Raw genomic sequence first — 15438 nt, 5'->3', positions numbered from 1 at the left:
TATGAAGAAAGTGTTACTCGTCATACCTGCATATAATGAAGAAGGAAATATACTCGACAATATAAAAAAAGTTGAGAGTTACAAACAAGAATTACCATTTCAGTTGGATTATATTATTGTTAATGATGGTTCAACAGATAAAACAAAAGAAATAATTGAAACAAACAAATTAAATGCCGTTCATTTAATTAAAAATTTAGGCATCGGTGGTGCTATGCAGACTGGTTATTTATACGCTTATTATCATGATTATGACATTGCTGTACAATTTGATGGTGATGGTCAACATGATATTAGATCTATCAATAATTTAGTACAGCCGATTCTGACTGATGTAGCCGATTTTACTATTGGTTCACGGTTTACAACGGATTCACCTTCAGAATTCAAAACATCATTTTCGCGTAGAATGGGTATCAAGATTATTTCTTTTTGTATTAAATTAGTTACTGGAAAAAAGGTATACGATGTTACCTCAGGCTATCGGGCGGCTAATAAGGAAATTATTGACTTATTTGCTCATGACTATCCATTAAAATATCCTGAACCTGAGTTAACAGCAGAATTAATTCAGAAAAAATATCGTGTATCTGAGATTGGTGCTAATATGTTTGAGCGTTTAGAAGGTCAATCATCAATTACTCAATTAAAGTCAGTAGTTTATATGGCTGAAGTTTGTACGTCTATTTTATTATTGTTTGGAAAGGGGAGTCGTAAATGACGATATTATCACTTGTTATGACGCTCATTTCAATCGGCTTTTTATGGTTTGTTATTCGCTTGATTCGTAATGATACATTTACTATTAATTATGCATTGACCTGGTTATTAGTTGGGGTTGTGTTACTAATTTTTTCTCTTCTTCCAGCCATACCGGCATATCTAGCTAAAATATTTGGCTTTGAAGTGACATCTAATTTTTTATTGTTTGCTGCTGTATTGTTTTGTCTGATTCAGTTGATTTTGTTTACTATGAGTTTAACAAAGCAATCAAACTATATTAAAAGCTTGGTTCAAGAAGTGTCACTATTAAAAAAAGAAATTGAGGAGAAAAATAAAGAACAATGATACTATTTATAATTTATGTTATCCTATCATCATCAGGGATTATTTTATTTAAACTGGGCTCAACTGATTTATCTATCAAATTATTAGATAATCAATTAAATATGAATTTCCCATTTTTAAGTTTAGTGGGCTTATCATGTTATTTAGTTAGTTTTGTTTTATGGATGATGATTATTTCTAAATCAGATGTTCATATTGTAGTTCCTTTAGGTTTAGGTCTAACAAATATTTTAATTTTAATTGGATCAGCATTTGTTTTAAAAGAAACAATCAGTATGACTAGTGTCATTGGGATTGTTTTAGTTTTAGCTGGTACCTTATTAATTAATCGTTAATAATAAAGAATATATATTAAAAAATCGCATGAAAATGGTTAATTAAACCATTTTCATGCGATTTGTCATTTTAAATAATAGAAATAAGCTTCATTTGGTGATATTATTTTTTAACTCTAATGACTTCAACTTTATAGCCGTCAGGATCAGTAATAAAATAATAAGAAGGTGGTACGCCAGGTAAGTTTTTTAAGTCAGTTACATCAAATCCAGCTGCTTTTTGTTTGGCGTGTAAACCTTCCAAGTCTTCAGTTGCGATTGCAATGTGTCCGTAACCATTACCTAAATCATAACCTTCATGATCGTAGTTATAAGTTAGTTCTAGTTCGTAGTCATCACCAGGTAGTGTTAAATAAACCAAGGTAAATTTATGTTCTGGGAAATCACGACGACGACTTTCTTCAAAGTTAAATGCATTTTTGTAAAACTTTAATGAATCATCTAAATTTTTTACACGTACACAAGTATGTGCCATTTTCATAACTATCACTCCTAAATTATTTTCTATAATAATGATAACATGATTTTTAATGAGTTTCTATTTTTTTGAATTTATCTTGAAAATTTACGTTTTATGTTTTAGGAAATGTTTGACGTTAAAATATTTAAATAGTATATTTAGTAGTATGTTTTAAACATATATATTAATTAACTATCTTTGATAAATGGAAGTGAATAAATTGAAACGATTTGTTAACCGTGAAACAATCACTTATTTGATTTTTGGTATTTTGACTACTGCGGTATACTTTATCACCCGATTTTCAGTTATTGCAATAACTGAAAACTCGATGCGAGCAGTGATATGGGCTCAAGTTACTGCTATTTTATTTGCCTATTTTACCAATAAAATTTTTGTCTTTCAAGATAAGAATTGGCAACCAATTGCAATTTTGACACAATTAATTGGTTTTATTATTGGCCGTCTTTTTGTGTTTTTCTTAGATATTGGTATTACATGGTTTGCAGTTGATCAGTATTCAGATTTTTTTATTCACTTTCTGTTTTTTGATCAATTTAATTATGAATCATTCTTTTTTAGTAATCCTATTTTAGTCAGATTCATAGGCAATGCGGCGCTATTAAATGAATTTATTTTTGCATTATTAGTACAAGTATTAGCTATTGTAATTAATTACATTATCTCTAAAAAAGCTATTTTCGCTGAGAAAAAGACAGTACCTAGTACTAAGGAAAAGCAATAAAAAGTAACAAAAAATGATGTCGAACTATCATTTTTTTGTTACTTTTTTGCTTGATTAGTTAGAGATGATTTGTTTGACACGTCCAACTTGATTTTGTTCGTCAAGCATTACTTTAATCCCATGTGGGTGATTCGCGCTATTTGTCAAAATTTTTTTAATATGGCCTCTTGTTAAGTTTCCGGTTCGTTGATCTTTTTTTAAAACAATATCGACAAGTTGACCTACTTTAAGATTGCTCCGAGTTTTTCCGTCCATAATATACCTCTTTTCTTGTACATGACATAGAGTTTATTTTAGCATAGTTTGTTGTATACAGGAGGATCAATTAGGTTATTTGTTGACTTATATTTTAGGATTGGCTACAATTTGAAGTGAAAGAGAGGTGAGTAATCAATGAAAAAAAGAATTTTAGGTTTTTTATCAATTGGTATTGGTTATTCAACAGCTGTTTTCTTCTAAAATCGTCTAACTGGTGACTAAAAAAGTTATCAACTATTTTTACTTAGATTAGTTATTAGATTGACTAATTTAATCATTCATGAGTTAGACAATAAAAAGAATAGAGGAAAATAACATGACGAATAAAATTATCAGACGTAACCCCAATGCAGTTCCCGCACCGGTGGGTGAATATAGCCACGTAACAGTGATTCCAGCAAATAGTACTTTATATACTTTTTCAGGTCAAATTGGTATTGATTCATCTGGAACAATACCTAAAACACATCGGCAACAAGTAGAGTATACGTTTGCCAATATGCGCCGAGTATTAGATGCTGAGGGATTGACAGCAGAAAATGTGATTAAAGTTAATATTTGGTCGGTTGAAGAAATTGATTGGGAGCATTTTGATGCAATATGGCATGATTTTTTTCCAGAAAATCCATCGATGACGATTGTTTATGTCACAGCTTTAGGTTTGCCAGAATTATCTATTGAAATTGATTTATTGGCAGCTAAACCTCAAAATTAAATCGCTTGATATAGCTTGAAAATGTTAAAAAGCAAGTTGTCTAGTTAAGTCATAGGCAACTTGCTTTTTTATTTGGTCATCAACTATTGTAAAAAGCTAATGAAATAGTCAAATCATAATTAATAAAATCTTTAATGATTCTGATTTCGCCAAGTTCATTTTGGTAAACGCGTTTATATGTTCCGCCAACAATTGTTGCGAAAACTTGGATATTATCGTATTTTTTTAGTAATAAATTGGCACGATGAGTATCCTCCATTGCAATAAAACCAAGCATGATATCAGTCGATTCTTCTTGACTATCTTCATCCATTATCGGTTCACTTAAACAGTTTTTCGGAACGATGTGTAAAAAAATACCAATTCGATTAGTATCGGTATTTGGATCATAAAGAACTTTTGCAAATGTATTTGGAATAATATTATCATACAGTTCAAAAATATTGCGTCCTTCGTATTCTTCAAAGTGTAGAATTAAGTCGTTATTGGTGACATTGCCATAAAAGCTCGTAAAATAGTGTTGCTCTTTTAACTGTTGAATGGCTTGAGACAATGTTTCTTGCATACTACCTTGATAGAGTAAAGGGATTTTACTATGCAAATATTCTTTATTTTTAATTGAAGACATTTTATCTTTTGTTGTAAAAAAAGATAGATTGTTTTGGGCATTTTTACGTGGTCGGTTTGTTGTTTCAATATAACGACGACTTTTAACATTTGGGTCAGGCTGGCTAGTTGAATTGTCACCAGTTAATCGTTGTTGTTTACTGAAGTAAGTTAATAATTTTAAACGCTTTCTTGTCGCTTTACGACGTTTTTGTTCATTGCTTTGTTGATATGTTTGTTTTAGTTTAATTTGATATAAGAGAAAAAATGCAAATGTAAGTGTTATACCAGATAAAAACAGGTAAGCATACCAAAAAAGAGAGGGGTTATATGAAAACCATAACGCAATGACCCACAAGACTGTCACTATTAGAGCTGTTAGTCGCAAATTTTTCATGTTATATATCCACCTAATAAATTAGTTAATCTCTTATTATCTATTTAACCATAAATTAAAACTTAACACAATCACAGATAGCGTCTAGCTACTTAATTCATAGTGATTAATGATGAATATTATGAAAAACCTCAAATTTTATAGTATAATACAAAAGATACTGACACGAACAAGGGAGAGAGTAATAGTGAATAGACACTCAATATTTGCAATTGTCGATATTGAAACGACAGGCACTAATTTAGAACAGGATAAGATTATTCAATTCGGCTGTGTTCTTGTTCAGGATGGCCAAGTGATAAATCAGTTTTCAACTGATTTAAATCCGCTCTGCCACATTCCAAAGGCCATTGAGCAGTTAACAGGTATCTCAAATAAACAAGTAGCTAAGGCGCCTTATTTTGAGGATGTGTCTTATTTTATTCGCCAACTGTTGGAGGATTGCGTGTTTGTAGCGCATAATGCTTATTTTGATTTATCGTTTTTGAATAGTGAATTCGCGCGTTGTCAAGAACGAGAACTAGCAGTCGAAAGCTTAGATACAGTTGAACTATCACAGATTGTCTACCCAAGCTCGCCAGGTCATCGTGTCAATGACTTAGCACATTACTTGGGTATTAGTCACGATCAACCACATCAAGCGTTGAGCGATGCTCTAGTGACGGCTGAAATTTTTATTCAACTGACTCAAAAGTTAGAAACTTTACCACAGTTGACGATGAAAAAAATTGTTGAGTTGTCTGATGTTTTAGGAATGAATAATCATCAATTTTTGTCGTTATTTTTGACCGAAAATTATCATGTTGAATATGTGACAGAAGGCTATACGGTAATTAGTGAGTTGGTCTTGAAAAAGAAAAGCTATCAATTTATGGAGCATCGTGATTCAATAACGTTAGCTTATCCGAAAAGTTTAGAGGCCAAGCAAACGCTCTTTGAACCGACATTTGATCTTCGAGAACCACAAGTCCAAATGATGGATTGGGTGTTTGATTTTTTGATAGAAAAACCACAAAAAAACTTGATTTTGGAAGCAAGTACAGGTATCGGTAAAACATTAGGTTATCTAGTACCAACCGTTTTAAGTAGTAAAAAACCGTTAGTTGTCTCAACGTCGACTATTATGTTGCAACACCAAATACTTACGCAAGAATTGCCTAAATTATCTCAAATTACGCAATATGATTGGCAAGGAGTTGTATTTAAGAGCAGCCAGCATTTTATTGATTTAAGTCGCTTTGCGTTAACTCTACAGGCTCCTTTTAAACAAAAGCAATATGGCTTATACCAAATGGCTTGTTTAGTTTGGTTACTTGAAACGGATACAGGGGATTTATCAGAACTTTCGTTAAATATGCAACACCCTTTTTATGACGATATTTATCATCGTGGCTTGTCAACTTTATCAAAAAAATCCCCTTTTTATCTAGATGACTTTGTCCGGTATTTATACCAGAAGAAAGAATATGCGGATATTATTTTAATTAATCATGCTTTTTTAATGACGGATATGCATGATTTAAGGGATGTTAGCTGTCTAGTTGTCGATGAGGCACATAAATTATTACCAGTGATTGAGCATAAAGGGACTGCAAGAGTCTCATTTAAAGAGATATATTATTTTATGAATCAATTAAAAGGAATGACTTTTGATGACCAACAAGGAGCCAATAGACAAGACTTTGATAGGTTACATGAATTAACAGAGATGTACCAGTTGATGTTAAACGAGTTAAAAGATGGTCTACAATTAATAGAAAATTTTATTTTTAAACATTACCGAGTGAACAAGCAAGGTAAGATAACAAAAGATTTTTATTTTACTGAAGAAGATTTAAAAGATAATTGGTCAGTAGGTATGAGACGTGAGTTAAAACAAGTACAGGTCTTAATTCAAGAAAGTCAGCAAGTACAAAAAGAATTGACTTCTTATATGCTAGATAAACATTTGGGTCATATGATTAAGTCGCACTGGTCCACGATCGACCAACTTCATGAAAAGTTAGTTGTTGTTCATGACTATTTCAAATTATTTTCACCTCATTGCGTCAAATGGTTTAGTTACCATTCTAATCATTTGGTGATTTCACAATTTGATTTAGAATTATTTGATCTTGAAGATTTAACTTGGTATCAACAATTTGACAAAGTTATTTTTACTGGTGGTACGTTACAACTTACTGTTGAAGATACTTATTTTGAAAACCAATTAGGTCTAACTGATGTGATTAAACATAAGACGGCTGATTTATTTGATTATACACATCACGCAAAATTTTTAGTTTATCAAGACCCTATTGATTTTGGTGATAGTCATGCTTATAGTCATCTGATTAGTGAGATGATTAAGCAACTGCTTGCTATTGATGGTGTGAATCGATTTTTAATCCTGTTTACTTCGCATCAAGTATTACAACAAGTCTATCGTCAATTATCCCCCATTTGTCAACAACTAGGTATCGAATTATTGGCTCAAAATTTGACTGGTAGTAATGAAAAAATCGTGAAACGTTACGAAAAGAGTAATCGAGTGATTGTCTTGGGTGCAGATAGTTTTTGGGAAGGGGTCGATTTATCTAAACATTCTCTAGATATTTTATTGATTACTAAATTACCTTTCGAACCGCCCTCCAGACCATTAGTTAAAGCGAAAAATGATTTGCTGATTGAACAGGGAAAAAATCCTTTTTATGAAGAAGTCTTGCCTAAAACTGGCTTGCGTTTAAGACAAGGGTTGGGTAGACTTTTGAGAAAAGAAACTGACCGAGGTATCATGCTGATTTTAGATCAACGTCTTATGTCGTCTAGTTATCATGAGTATCTGAAAAGCTACTTACCAAAAGGCTTACCAATCAACACAGCATCAACAACTGAAATTGTTGATACGGTAACTGATTTTTTTAAGAAAAATAACTGAAAAAATTTAATTTTCTGCTATAATGGAAAAATGAGTGAGGTGACACATGAAAAAGCAAAAACATGAAAAATTATTGAAAATTGTTACAGCTCTAATTATTGTTATTATTGTTAGTAGTCTTGCTATTATTCATATTGCAAATCGTCCAGTTAGAAAAGCTAAATCTGAAGCGAAAAAGATTGCCGCTGATATTGCAGGAATTGACCGAGTAACTGATTTTTATTGGTTTACTAGAGAAAAAACTTATTTTACTATTTTAGGTTCTGATACTAAGGGAACTAATCTGACAGTTTTTATTCCCGATGATGGCAGTGAAGCAGTAGTAATGGATCAAGCCAAGGGAACAACTGAAGATGATATTATCCAATCTGTGCTCGAATTTGATGGGGTCAAGCGAATTAAAAAAATCTCACTCGGTATGCAAAAGAAGCAACCGGTTTGGGAGGTTGTCACGACTAGTCAAGATGGTGGCTTAAATTATTACTTACTAGACTACACGAATGGAAAGGTAGTCCAAGAGATTAAAAATGTGTAGGAGATGAATTGTGAATGGAGATTGCAAAGCGGGTTAGTCAGATAAAACCTTCAGCAACGCTAGCTGCAGCTGCGAAGGCGAGAGAATTACAGAGCCAAGGCATTGATGTGTTGAGTTTAACAATCGGTGAACCGGACTTTCAAACACCTGAGAATATTAAGAAGGCTGCGATTAAATCAATTGAGGATGGTCGTGCGAGTTTTTATACAGCGGCAACGGGTATTCAAGAATTAGTTGCTGCCATTCAGCATAGGACTCAGCTAGATTATGGTGTGACGTATGAGTCGGATGAAATTGTGATTGGAACGGGTGCTAAATTTATTTTATATGCTTTATTTCAATCAATTTTAAATCCCCAAGACGAAGTAATTATACCTACACCTTATTGGGTGAGTTATGAGGCACAAGTTGAGTTGGCAGAAGGTACGCCAGTATTTGTTGAGACTAGTCTTGAAAATAATTATAAAGTCACCGTTGTGGAATTAGAGGCTGCTTTAACTGAGAAAACTAAAGCAGTCATTATTAATACACCGTCTAATCCAACGGGCATGGTCTATTCATATGATGAGTTAAAAGCGATTGGTGAGTGGGCTGTTGAAAAAAATATTTTAATCATAGCAGATGATATTTATGGTAAACTTGTTTATAATGGACATAGGTTTACGCCAATTGTAAGTATTTCTGACGCAATACGGCGCCAAACGATTGTTGTAACTGGTGTGTCTAAGTCTTATTCGATGACTGGTTGGCGCGTTGGTTATGCAATGGGTGATGCGGGCGTGTTGAAACAAATGGGTAAACTTATTAGCCAATCAACCAGTAACCTAACAACTGTTTGTCAGTATGCAGCAGTTGAAGCATTGACAGGAAATCAGTCAAGTATTGAACAAATGCGATTAGCGTTTGAAGATCGTTTGAATACGATTTATCCACTGATTGAAACGATTCCTGGTATTAAAATCATTAAACCACATGGTGCTTTTTATTTGTATCCAGACGTTTCGGAAACAGTGAAGCTATGTGGCTACCAAACGGTCAGTGCGTGGGTTGATGATTTGTTGGCTGAAGCACATGTAGCAGTCGTCCTGGGTGCAGGATTCGGAACACCTAATAATATTCGATTAAGTTATGCGACTGATATGGCAACATTAAAAGAAGCGGTTAGTCGAATACATCAGTTTGTTGAACAAAAAATTAATAATAGATAAATGGATGGAGCGTTGGCATGAAAACGATACAAATTATTGATTCTAAGAATCATGTAGGAGAAACAGTGAAAATTGGTGCTTGGGTTGCTAATAAGCGTTCAAGTGGAAAAATTGCCTTTTTACAATTACGTGATGGAACAGCTTATTTCCAAGGCGTATTAGTAAAAAATGAAGTTGGGGAAGAATTATTTGATGTAGCAAAAAATTTACCTCAAGAAACGTCAGTGATGATTACTGGAGAAATCCGTGAAGACACACGATCAAAATTTGGTTATGAGATTGGTATTACTGGTATCGAAGTTGTCGGTGAAAGTCATGATTACCCAATCACACCAAAAGAACATGGGATTGACTTTTTGATGGATCATCGTCATTTATGGTTACGGTCATCAAAACAACATGCGGTTATGCAAGTACGTAATGAATTAATTCGTGCAACATATGAATTCTTCAATGATCGTGATTTCATTAAGATTGACCCACCAATTTTAACTGGTAGTGCACCTGAAGGCACAACTGAATTATTTGAAACAGATTACTTTGGTGAACCAGCTTACTTGTCACAAACTGGACAACTTTACTTAGAAGCAGCAGCAATGGCGTTTGGTAAAGTCTTTTCATTTGGACCGACATTTAGAGCAGAAAAATCAAAAACTCGTCGTCATTTGACAGAATTTTGGATGATGGAACCAGAGATGGCTTTTGTTTCTCAAGATGAAAGTTTAGAAATTCAAGAAGAATATGTTGCATTTATGATTACTAAAGTCTTAGAAAATTGTGACTATGCATTAGATGTATTAGAACGTGATAAAGACTTATTGAAAAAATATACAGAATTACCTTTCCCACGCATTTCTTATGACGAAGCGGTTGAGTTGTTACAACAAAATGGTTTTGAAGACATTACTTGGGGTGACGATTTTGGTTCACCACATGAAACATTTATTGCAAACCATTTTGAAAAACCGGTCTTTATTTTAAATTATCCAAAATCAATGAGTCCTTTCTATATGAAACCACATCCAACACGTGAAGATGTTGTGATTCGTGCTGACTTAATTGCACCAGAAGGCTATGGTGAAATTATCGGTGGTAGCGAACGTGCTATTGGATATGACTATATCGTAGAACAAATTGAAAAAGATGGTTTAGATCGTAAAGACTATGAATGGTATTTAGATTTACAAAAATACGGTCCAGTTCCTCACTCTGGTTTTGGTTTAGGTTTAGAGCGAACAGTGACTTGGGTTTGTGGTATTGATCACGTACGTGAAGCTAGCCCATTCCCACGTTTATTACACCGTATTTATCCATAAAGTGATGAACGACCTAGAGAGGATATCTCTGGGTCTTTTTTTAAAATAGAAGGAGGCTGATTCAACATGTTAAAAAATATTGGCGTCATTGGTACCGGCTGGATTTCGACAGAATTCGTGACACAAATTGATCAAAATAAGTATACAATCCATAGTATTTATAACCGTAATCCAAAATCACTCGAGCGATTTTTAACGGAGCAACAGATAACAAATGGCTTTACTGATTATGATGCTTTCCTAGCACAACCTGATTTAGATGTCGTCTATATAGGTTCGCCCAATCAAACGCATTATGAGTATGCTTTACGGGCATTAAAGGCTGGTAAACATGTCTTATGTGAAAAAGTAATGGTCTTAACTGGTGCTGAAGCACATGAGCTTTTCAATTTAGCAGAAGAAAAACAATTGATTCTTTTGGAAGCTGTTAGCTTATTTTATATGCCACTTTATACTAAAGTTCAAGAATTATTAGCCGATGGTGTGTTAGGTAAGCTAAGTGGTGTCAACGTGTCATTTGGTAGTTGTAAAGAATATGATCCAGAAAATCGTTTTTTCTCTAAAGATAAAGGTGGTGGAGCTTTATTTGATATTGGGCCATATGGTTTATCAGCAGCGGTTTATTTATTAGGGACGGATATTAAGTTAGTAGCAAGCGATGTTGTTATGGCTGAGAGTGGTGTTGATGAAAAATCAAGTACCATTTTGAAAACATCAACGGGTGAGTTAGCAAGTGTGATGTTGTCGTTTAGAGGTAAAATGCCAAAACAAATTATTCTCTCAGGAGATTTAGGGTATCTAGTAATTGATGATTTTCCAAGAGCAACTAATGGTGTGATTTATTTAAATGATGGTCAAATAATTGAAATATCAGAAGGAAATGCGCAAGATGTTTTTACTTATGAAATGGATCATATGAATACTCTTTATCAAGGTGACTCATTGATTGTCGATCATCGGCAAGTGACCAATCGGGTGATTCATTTGATGGATGAAATGCGTCAAGAGTGGGGCTGGACATTATAATTGATTAAACGTAGGAGGTTGTTTGATGAAAAAGCAAATTGAGCGAATTAAGCAGTTATCTGATTTACCTGGTGTGTCAGGTTTTGAAGATGACGTTGTCCGTTTTGTGCGAGAAGATTGGCAGAAAATTGGTGATACACATACCGATAGTTTGAAAAATTTATATGTTGAATTACCTAAAAATAGTTGGAATCGGCCGCTGATTCAATTAGATGCGCACAGCGATGAAGTGGGGTTAATTGTTCAAGCGATTAAGCCAAATGGATTAATTCAATTTTTACCAGTTGGTGGTTGGATTCCTAGCAATTTAGCTGCTCAAAAAGTTAAAATTCGTAATAGTAGTGGAGAATACATCTCGGGTATTATTACCAGTAAACCACCACATTTTATGACAGAGACGGAAAGAGCGCAGGGCGTTTCGATGCAATCTCTAGCAATTGATGTCGGTGCTTCCTCGAAAGAAGAAGTACTAACTGATTATGGTGTGACAATTGGTTCACCGATAGTTCCTGATGTTGAGTGTTCATTTAATGAACGCAATGGACTTTTTACTGGTAAAGCTTTCGATTGTCGGATAGGTGTTGCTTGTTTGATGGAAGTATTGGCTGAGTTAGCATCTGATGAATTAAGGGATGCTGCTTATGATGTTGTTGGTACGTTAACTTCACAGGAAGAAGTTGGTTTGCGCGGAGCTGAAGTAGCGGCAAAGCGGGTAAAACCTGATTTAGCGATTGTGTTTGAAGGTTGTCCAGCCGACGATACATCAGTTGATGAGTTCTTGGTTCAATCGGCCCTTAATCAAGGTCCTATGTTACGTTATTTTGATGTCTCGATGATTACCAATCCAGAATGGCAACAGTACGCATTAGATATTGCAAAAGAACATCAAATTCCAGTCCAAGTATCGGTGCGTAGTGGTGGTGGAACAAACGGTGCAGCAATTACGCGGTATAATGGGGCGCCAGCTATTGTTGTGGGTATTCCTGTACGTTATGCCCATACACATCATTGTTATGTATCGCTAGACGATTATCTTGCCGCTAAAGAATTAGTACTAGCTCTATTGCGTTCACTAACTGAATCACGACTAAACCATCTGTTACATCCACTTGATTAATAAAAAATAGTTGCCCCACTGCTAAAGGTTAGGGGCAACTATTTTTTTAAGCTTGTTGATAGAATTGATTGAAGCGCTTTTCGAGACGCTGTTGAATAAAGTTGATTAGCAAACATAGTATCCAGTAAATACATGCTACCAGTAGATACATAGTTAGAAAATCAAATTCACGACCACCAACAATTTTGGCTTTTTGAAAAATATCTGGAACGGTAATCATTGCGGCTAGTGATGAGCCTTTTAATATATCGACAGCAACATTTCCTAGTGATGGAATAGCCAGTCGCATGGCTTGCGGCAAAATAATTTTTTGCATAATTTTTAAAAAAGGTAAACCAAGTGCCGTTGCTGCTTCCCATTGTCCTTTATCGACACCGTAGATGGCACCACGGTAAATTTCAACTAAGAAAGCACTACTACTTAAACTGAAACAAATAATCGCAGCGACAACTGGGTGTAATTGAATAGGTAAGCCAAAGTATAAAATAAATAGTAAGACAATTCCAGGTGTCCCACGTAAAAAGGAGATGTAAAAACGGATTAATAACGTCAAAGGTTTTATTTTAACCATGGATAATGTTGTTAATATTAGGCCGATTATATTTCCAAAAAGAAACGATAATAAACTAATGAGTATCGTATAAGGAAGCCCTTGTAAAACAAAAGGGATTGATTCGAAAAATAGTGTCATATCAAGTGTAGGTATGTACGTCATAAGCATCGTTAGTCAACTGCAATGGTTTCTGTAATCGTTACGTCTGGTTTTTCAAGGACATCGGCTTGGAAAAACTGTTCAGAAAGTTTTTTCAATGTACCGTCTTTCTTCATGGCTTCCAATTGGCGGTCGATTTCTTCACGTAAGGCAACATTCTCTTTTTTAAAGAGCAATCCGCTTTGTTCTTCGTTAAAATAAACGTCTTCTAAAATTTTAACTGGAATCTCAGGCATGGCTTGAATAGCCATTTTTTGTTTGTAGTAATCATTCAAGATAACATCTGTCCGTCCATTTGCAACATCAGTTAGATACTGATCATTTGTTGCATTGTCGTAGCTGACAAGCTCAGCACCTTTTTTTTCTGCGATTTTCATATAAGATGTCGTAGCTTCACCAGCCGATTTTTTACCTTTTAAATCATTTAGGGACTTAATGCCAGAATCATCTGATTCACGGACAATCATACTACCAAATGAGTATTTAATGGGAATTGACAAAGCAAATTTGTCTTTACGTTTACCAGATAAAGAAAAATCATTAGCTGCAAAGTCGGCCGAGCCTTTTTGGACAGATGTTAACATACCGTCAACATTATATTCTTTATAGGTTACTTTTTTGTCCAACCGTTTTGCCAACTCATTAACGATTTCAACATCGTAGCCGGTTAATTTATTGTCATCATTGTAGTAAGATGATGGGAAAAGTGTTCCTGAGGTTGCAACAACCCACTCTTTTTTATCCGTATTTTCAGACTCTTTCTTAGATTGGGTGGTATCAGATGTTTGTTTACCACACGCAGCTAGAGTTGTTAGTGTTACAATAGATAATAATGCAATTAATTTTTTTTCACAATGAAAAACCTCTTTCTTTAATTAATACGCTTTTGATTATAACGAAGAAAAGTCAATTGACTAGTTTTTTTGTGTGATTACTAGAGGAATTATGGATTGACGGTTTTAAAAGTGTGTGATTAAAAGGTTTTTAACTAAAAATAAAAACAATATTGTATAATAACGTGCAAGCGCTTATATCATTACCTAGTGACTGAACTGTGTTATAATGATAGAGAATTTTTTATAAGGGAGCGTTTAAATGAACGGAATTATACCATTATGGAAACCACGTGGCATGACAAGTCATGATTGCGTGTTTAAACTACGAAAAATATTAAAAACTAAAAAAGTTGGACATAGTGGCACGCTTGATCCTGATGTCGATGGCGTATTACCAATTTGTGTCGGACGCGCAACAAAAGTTGTTGAATATTTGCAAGATTCACGTAAGGTCTATCAAGGGGAGGTTACATTAGGCTTTTCTACTGAGACAGAAGATAAGAGTGGTGCAGTCATTGAGGAAACGCCAATCACTACCCCTTTCGCAGAAAAAGTGATAGATGAGGCCATCGCAAGCTTTGTGGGGACAATTAATCAACAACCTCCGATGTATTCGGCTGTTAAAGTTAATGGTAAACGCTTATACGAATATGCTCGTGCGGGTGAAACTGTGGAGCGACCAATCCGACAAGCTCAAATTTATCGTTATCAAAGAACGAGTGATATAATTTATGATGCGCATACTCAAACGCAAAAATGGTCGTTTGAAGTCGAATGTGGCAAAGGAACATATGTCCGGACATTAGCAGTAGATACTGGGAAAAAATTGGGTGTTGCTGCGCATATGTCGGATTTAACCCGTTTAAGTAGTGGGGGCTATACAGCTGTTGATAGTTTGACACTTGAAGAAGTTCAAGAAATTGTAAGTAATGGTAAGATTGAAGAAACGTTCTTTGCTCTTGAAACCGCACTAAGTGAATTTAAACGACTCGATATAACTGAAGCTCAATATGCTAAAGTTAAAAATGGCGCTATTTTACCAAATGATTATTTTGGCACGGTCGTTTCTGATGAACCGGTTGCTATTTTCTATCAAGAGTCTGCGCGTTGTATATATGCTAGTCATCCAACTAAAACTGGATTAATTAAACCAATAAAAGTATTTCGAAATGATTAAAGGAGTAGTG

The 15438-nt window shown here is 34.4% G+C and carries 17 protein-coding genes; 12 read left to right on the top strand and 5 right to left on the bottom strand.

What is annotated here, in order from left to right; all coding sequences use genetic code 11:
• Window position 1 precedes the first annotated feature (1 nt).
• The 3 genes from BW732_RS01605 to BW732_RS01595 are packed head-to-tail and all read left to right on the top strand — an operon-like array spanning window position 2 to window position 1403.
• Window positions 2-721: a glycosyltransferase family 2 protein gene (locus BW732_RS01605; protein ID WP_077275148.1), complete on the top strand. Its 720-nt coding sequence runs from the start codon at window positions 2-4 to the stop codon at window positions 719-721.
• A complete protein-coding gene (locus BW732_RS01600) occupies window positions 718-1068 on the top strand; it encodes a DUF2304 domain-containing protein (protein WP_077275147.1) in 351 nt (116 codons plus the stop codon). The genes BW732_RS01605 and BW732_RS01600 overlap by 4 nt, the downstream gene beginning before the upstream one ends.
• Window positions 1065-1403 (top strand): EamA family transporter, encoded by a 339-nt coding sequence (locus tag BW732_RS01595; RefSeq protein ID WP_077275146.1) that lies wholly within the window; start codon window positions 1065-1067, stop codon window positions 1401-1403. Before BW732_RS01600 ends, BW732_RS01595 begins: the two co-directional genes overlap by 4 nt.
• Window positions 1404-1506: 103 nt before the next feature.
• Here BW732_RS01595 and gloA read toward each other — a convergent pair whose 3' ends face one another.
• Window positions 1507-1884 carry a lactoylglutathione lyase gene (gene gloA / locus BW732_RS01590; protein WP_077275145.1) on the bottom strand — a complete coding sequence of 126 codons (378 nt, stop codon included), beginning with the start codon at window positions 1882-1884 and terminating at the stop codon, window positions 1507-1509.
• Between the two features lie 199 nt (window positions 1885-2083).
• Here gloA and BW732_RS01585 point away from each other — a divergent pair, with 199 nt between their 5' ends.
• Entirely contained in the window at window positions 2084-2608 is a 525-nt protein-coding gene (locus BW732_RS01585; RefSeq protein ID WP_161485494.1) for a GtrA family protein, read from the top strand.
• A 54-nt stretch (window positions 2609-2662) separates the two neighbouring features.
• Here BW732_RS01585 and BW732_RS01580 read toward each other — a convergent pair whose 3' ends face one another.
• Window positions 2663-2863 carry a YwbE family protein gene (locus BW732_RS01580; RefSeq protein ID WP_077275143.1) on the bottom strand — a complete coding sequence of 67 codons (201 nt, stop codon included), beginning with the start codon at window positions 2861-2863 and terminating at the stop codon, window positions 2663-2665.
• 319 nt (window positions 2864-3182) lie between these two features.
• Here BW732_RS01580 and BW732_RS01575 point away from each other — a divergent pair, with 319 nt between their 5' ends.
• Window positions 3183-3581, top strand: coding sequence for a RidA family protein (locus tag BW732_RS01575; RefSeq protein ID WP_077275142.1), 399 nt, complete (start codon window positions 3183-3185; stop codon window positions 3579-3581).
• A gap of 79 nt (window positions 3582-3660) precedes the next feature.
• Here BW732_RS01575 and BW732_RS01570 read toward each other — a convergent pair whose 3' ends face one another.
• On the bottom strand, window positions 3661-4584 hold the full coding sequence (locus tag BW732_RS01570; RefSeq protein ID WP_077275141.1) for a hypothetical protein: 924 nt from the start codon (window positions 4582-4584) through the stop codon (window positions 3661-3663).
• 187 nt (window positions 4585-4771) lie between these two features.
• Between BW732_RS01570 and BW732_RS01565 the strand changes: the two genes are divergently transcribed.
• The 6 genes from BW732_RS01565 (at window position 4772) to BW732_RS01540 (ending at window position 12703) form a co-directional block, all read left to right on the top strand.
• The gene (locus BW732_RS01565; RefSeq protein ID WP_161485493.1) at window positions 4772-7501 is read left to right on the top strand and encodes a helicase C-terminal domain-containing protein; all 2730 of its coding nucleotides are present in this window, start codon (window positions 4772-4774) and stop codon (window positions 7499-7501) included.
• Between the two features lie 46 nt (window positions 7502-7547).
• Window positions 7548-8036, top strand: coding sequence for a cell wall elongation regulator TseB-like domain-containing protein (locus BW732_RS01560; protein WP_077275139.1), 489 nt, complete (start codon window positions 7548-7550; stop codon window positions 8034-8036).
• A gap of 14 nt (window positions 8037-8050) precedes the next feature.
• On the top strand, window positions 8051-9244 hold the full coding sequence (locus tag BW732_RS01555; protein ID WP_077275138.1) for a pyridoxal phosphate-dependent aminotransferase: 1194 nt from the start codon (window positions 8051-8053) through the stop codon (window positions 9242-9244).
• Window positions 9245-9261: 17 nt separating this feature from the next.
• Window positions 9262-10560 carry an asparagine--tRNA ligase gene (gene asnS, locus BW732_RS01550; RefSeq protein ID WP_077275137.1) on the top strand — a complete coding sequence of 433 codons (1299 nt, stop codon included), beginning with the start codon at window positions 9262-9264 and terminating at the stop codon, window positions 10558-10560.
• 66 nt (window positions 10561-10626) lie between these two features.
• On the top strand, window positions 10627-11586 hold the full coding sequence (locus BW732_RS01545; protein ID WP_077275136.1) for a Gfo/Idh/MocA family protein: 960 nt from the start codon (window positions 10627-10629) through the stop codon (window positions 11584-11586).
• 25 nt (window positions 11587-11611) lie between these two features.
• Window positions 11612-12703: a M42 family metallopeptidase gene (locus tag BW732_RS01540; RefSeq protein WP_077275135.1), complete on the top strand. Its 1092-nt coding sequence runs from the start codon at window positions 11612-11614 to the stop codon at window positions 12701-12703.
• A gap of 46 nt (window positions 12704-12749) precedes the next feature.
• On the opposite strand, the gene BW732_RS01535 is transcribed toward BW732_RS01540, so the two are convergent.
• Together BW732_RS01535 and BW732_RS01530 are read right to left on the bottom strand one after the other, a co-directional pair.
• Window positions 12750-13424 (bottom strand): amino acid ABC transporter permease, encoded by a 675-nt coding sequence (locus BW732_RS01535; RefSeq protein WP_228414954.1) that lies wholly within the window; start codon window positions 13422-13424, stop codon window positions 12750-12752.
• Between the two features lie 2 nt (window positions 13425-13426).
• Window positions 13427-14254 (bottom strand): transporter substrate-binding domain-containing protein, encoded by an 828-nt coding sequence (locus BW732_RS01530; protein WP_077275134.1) that lies wholly within the window; start codon window positions 14252-14254, stop codon window positions 13427-13429.
• 256 nt (window positions 14255-14510) lie between these two features.
• Between BW732_RS01530 and truB the strand changes: the two genes are divergently transcribed.
• On the top strand, window positions 14511-15428 hold the full coding sequence (gene truB / locus BW732_RS01525; protein ID WP_077275133.1) for a tRNA pseudouridine(55) synthase TruB: 918 nt from the start codon (window positions 14511-14513) through the stop codon (window positions 15426-15428).
• The last annotated feature ends 10 nt before the right edge of the window (window positions 15429-15438 follow it).

Source organism: Vagococcus penaei (assembly GCF_001998885.1).
Taxonomy (GTDB): Bacteria; Bacillota; Bacilli; order Lactobacillales; family Vagococcaceae; genus Vagococcus; species Vagococcus penaei.
The sequence above is the reverse complement of the archived record's forward strand: the minus strand, read 5'-3'. Positions and strand labels throughout refer to the sequence as shown.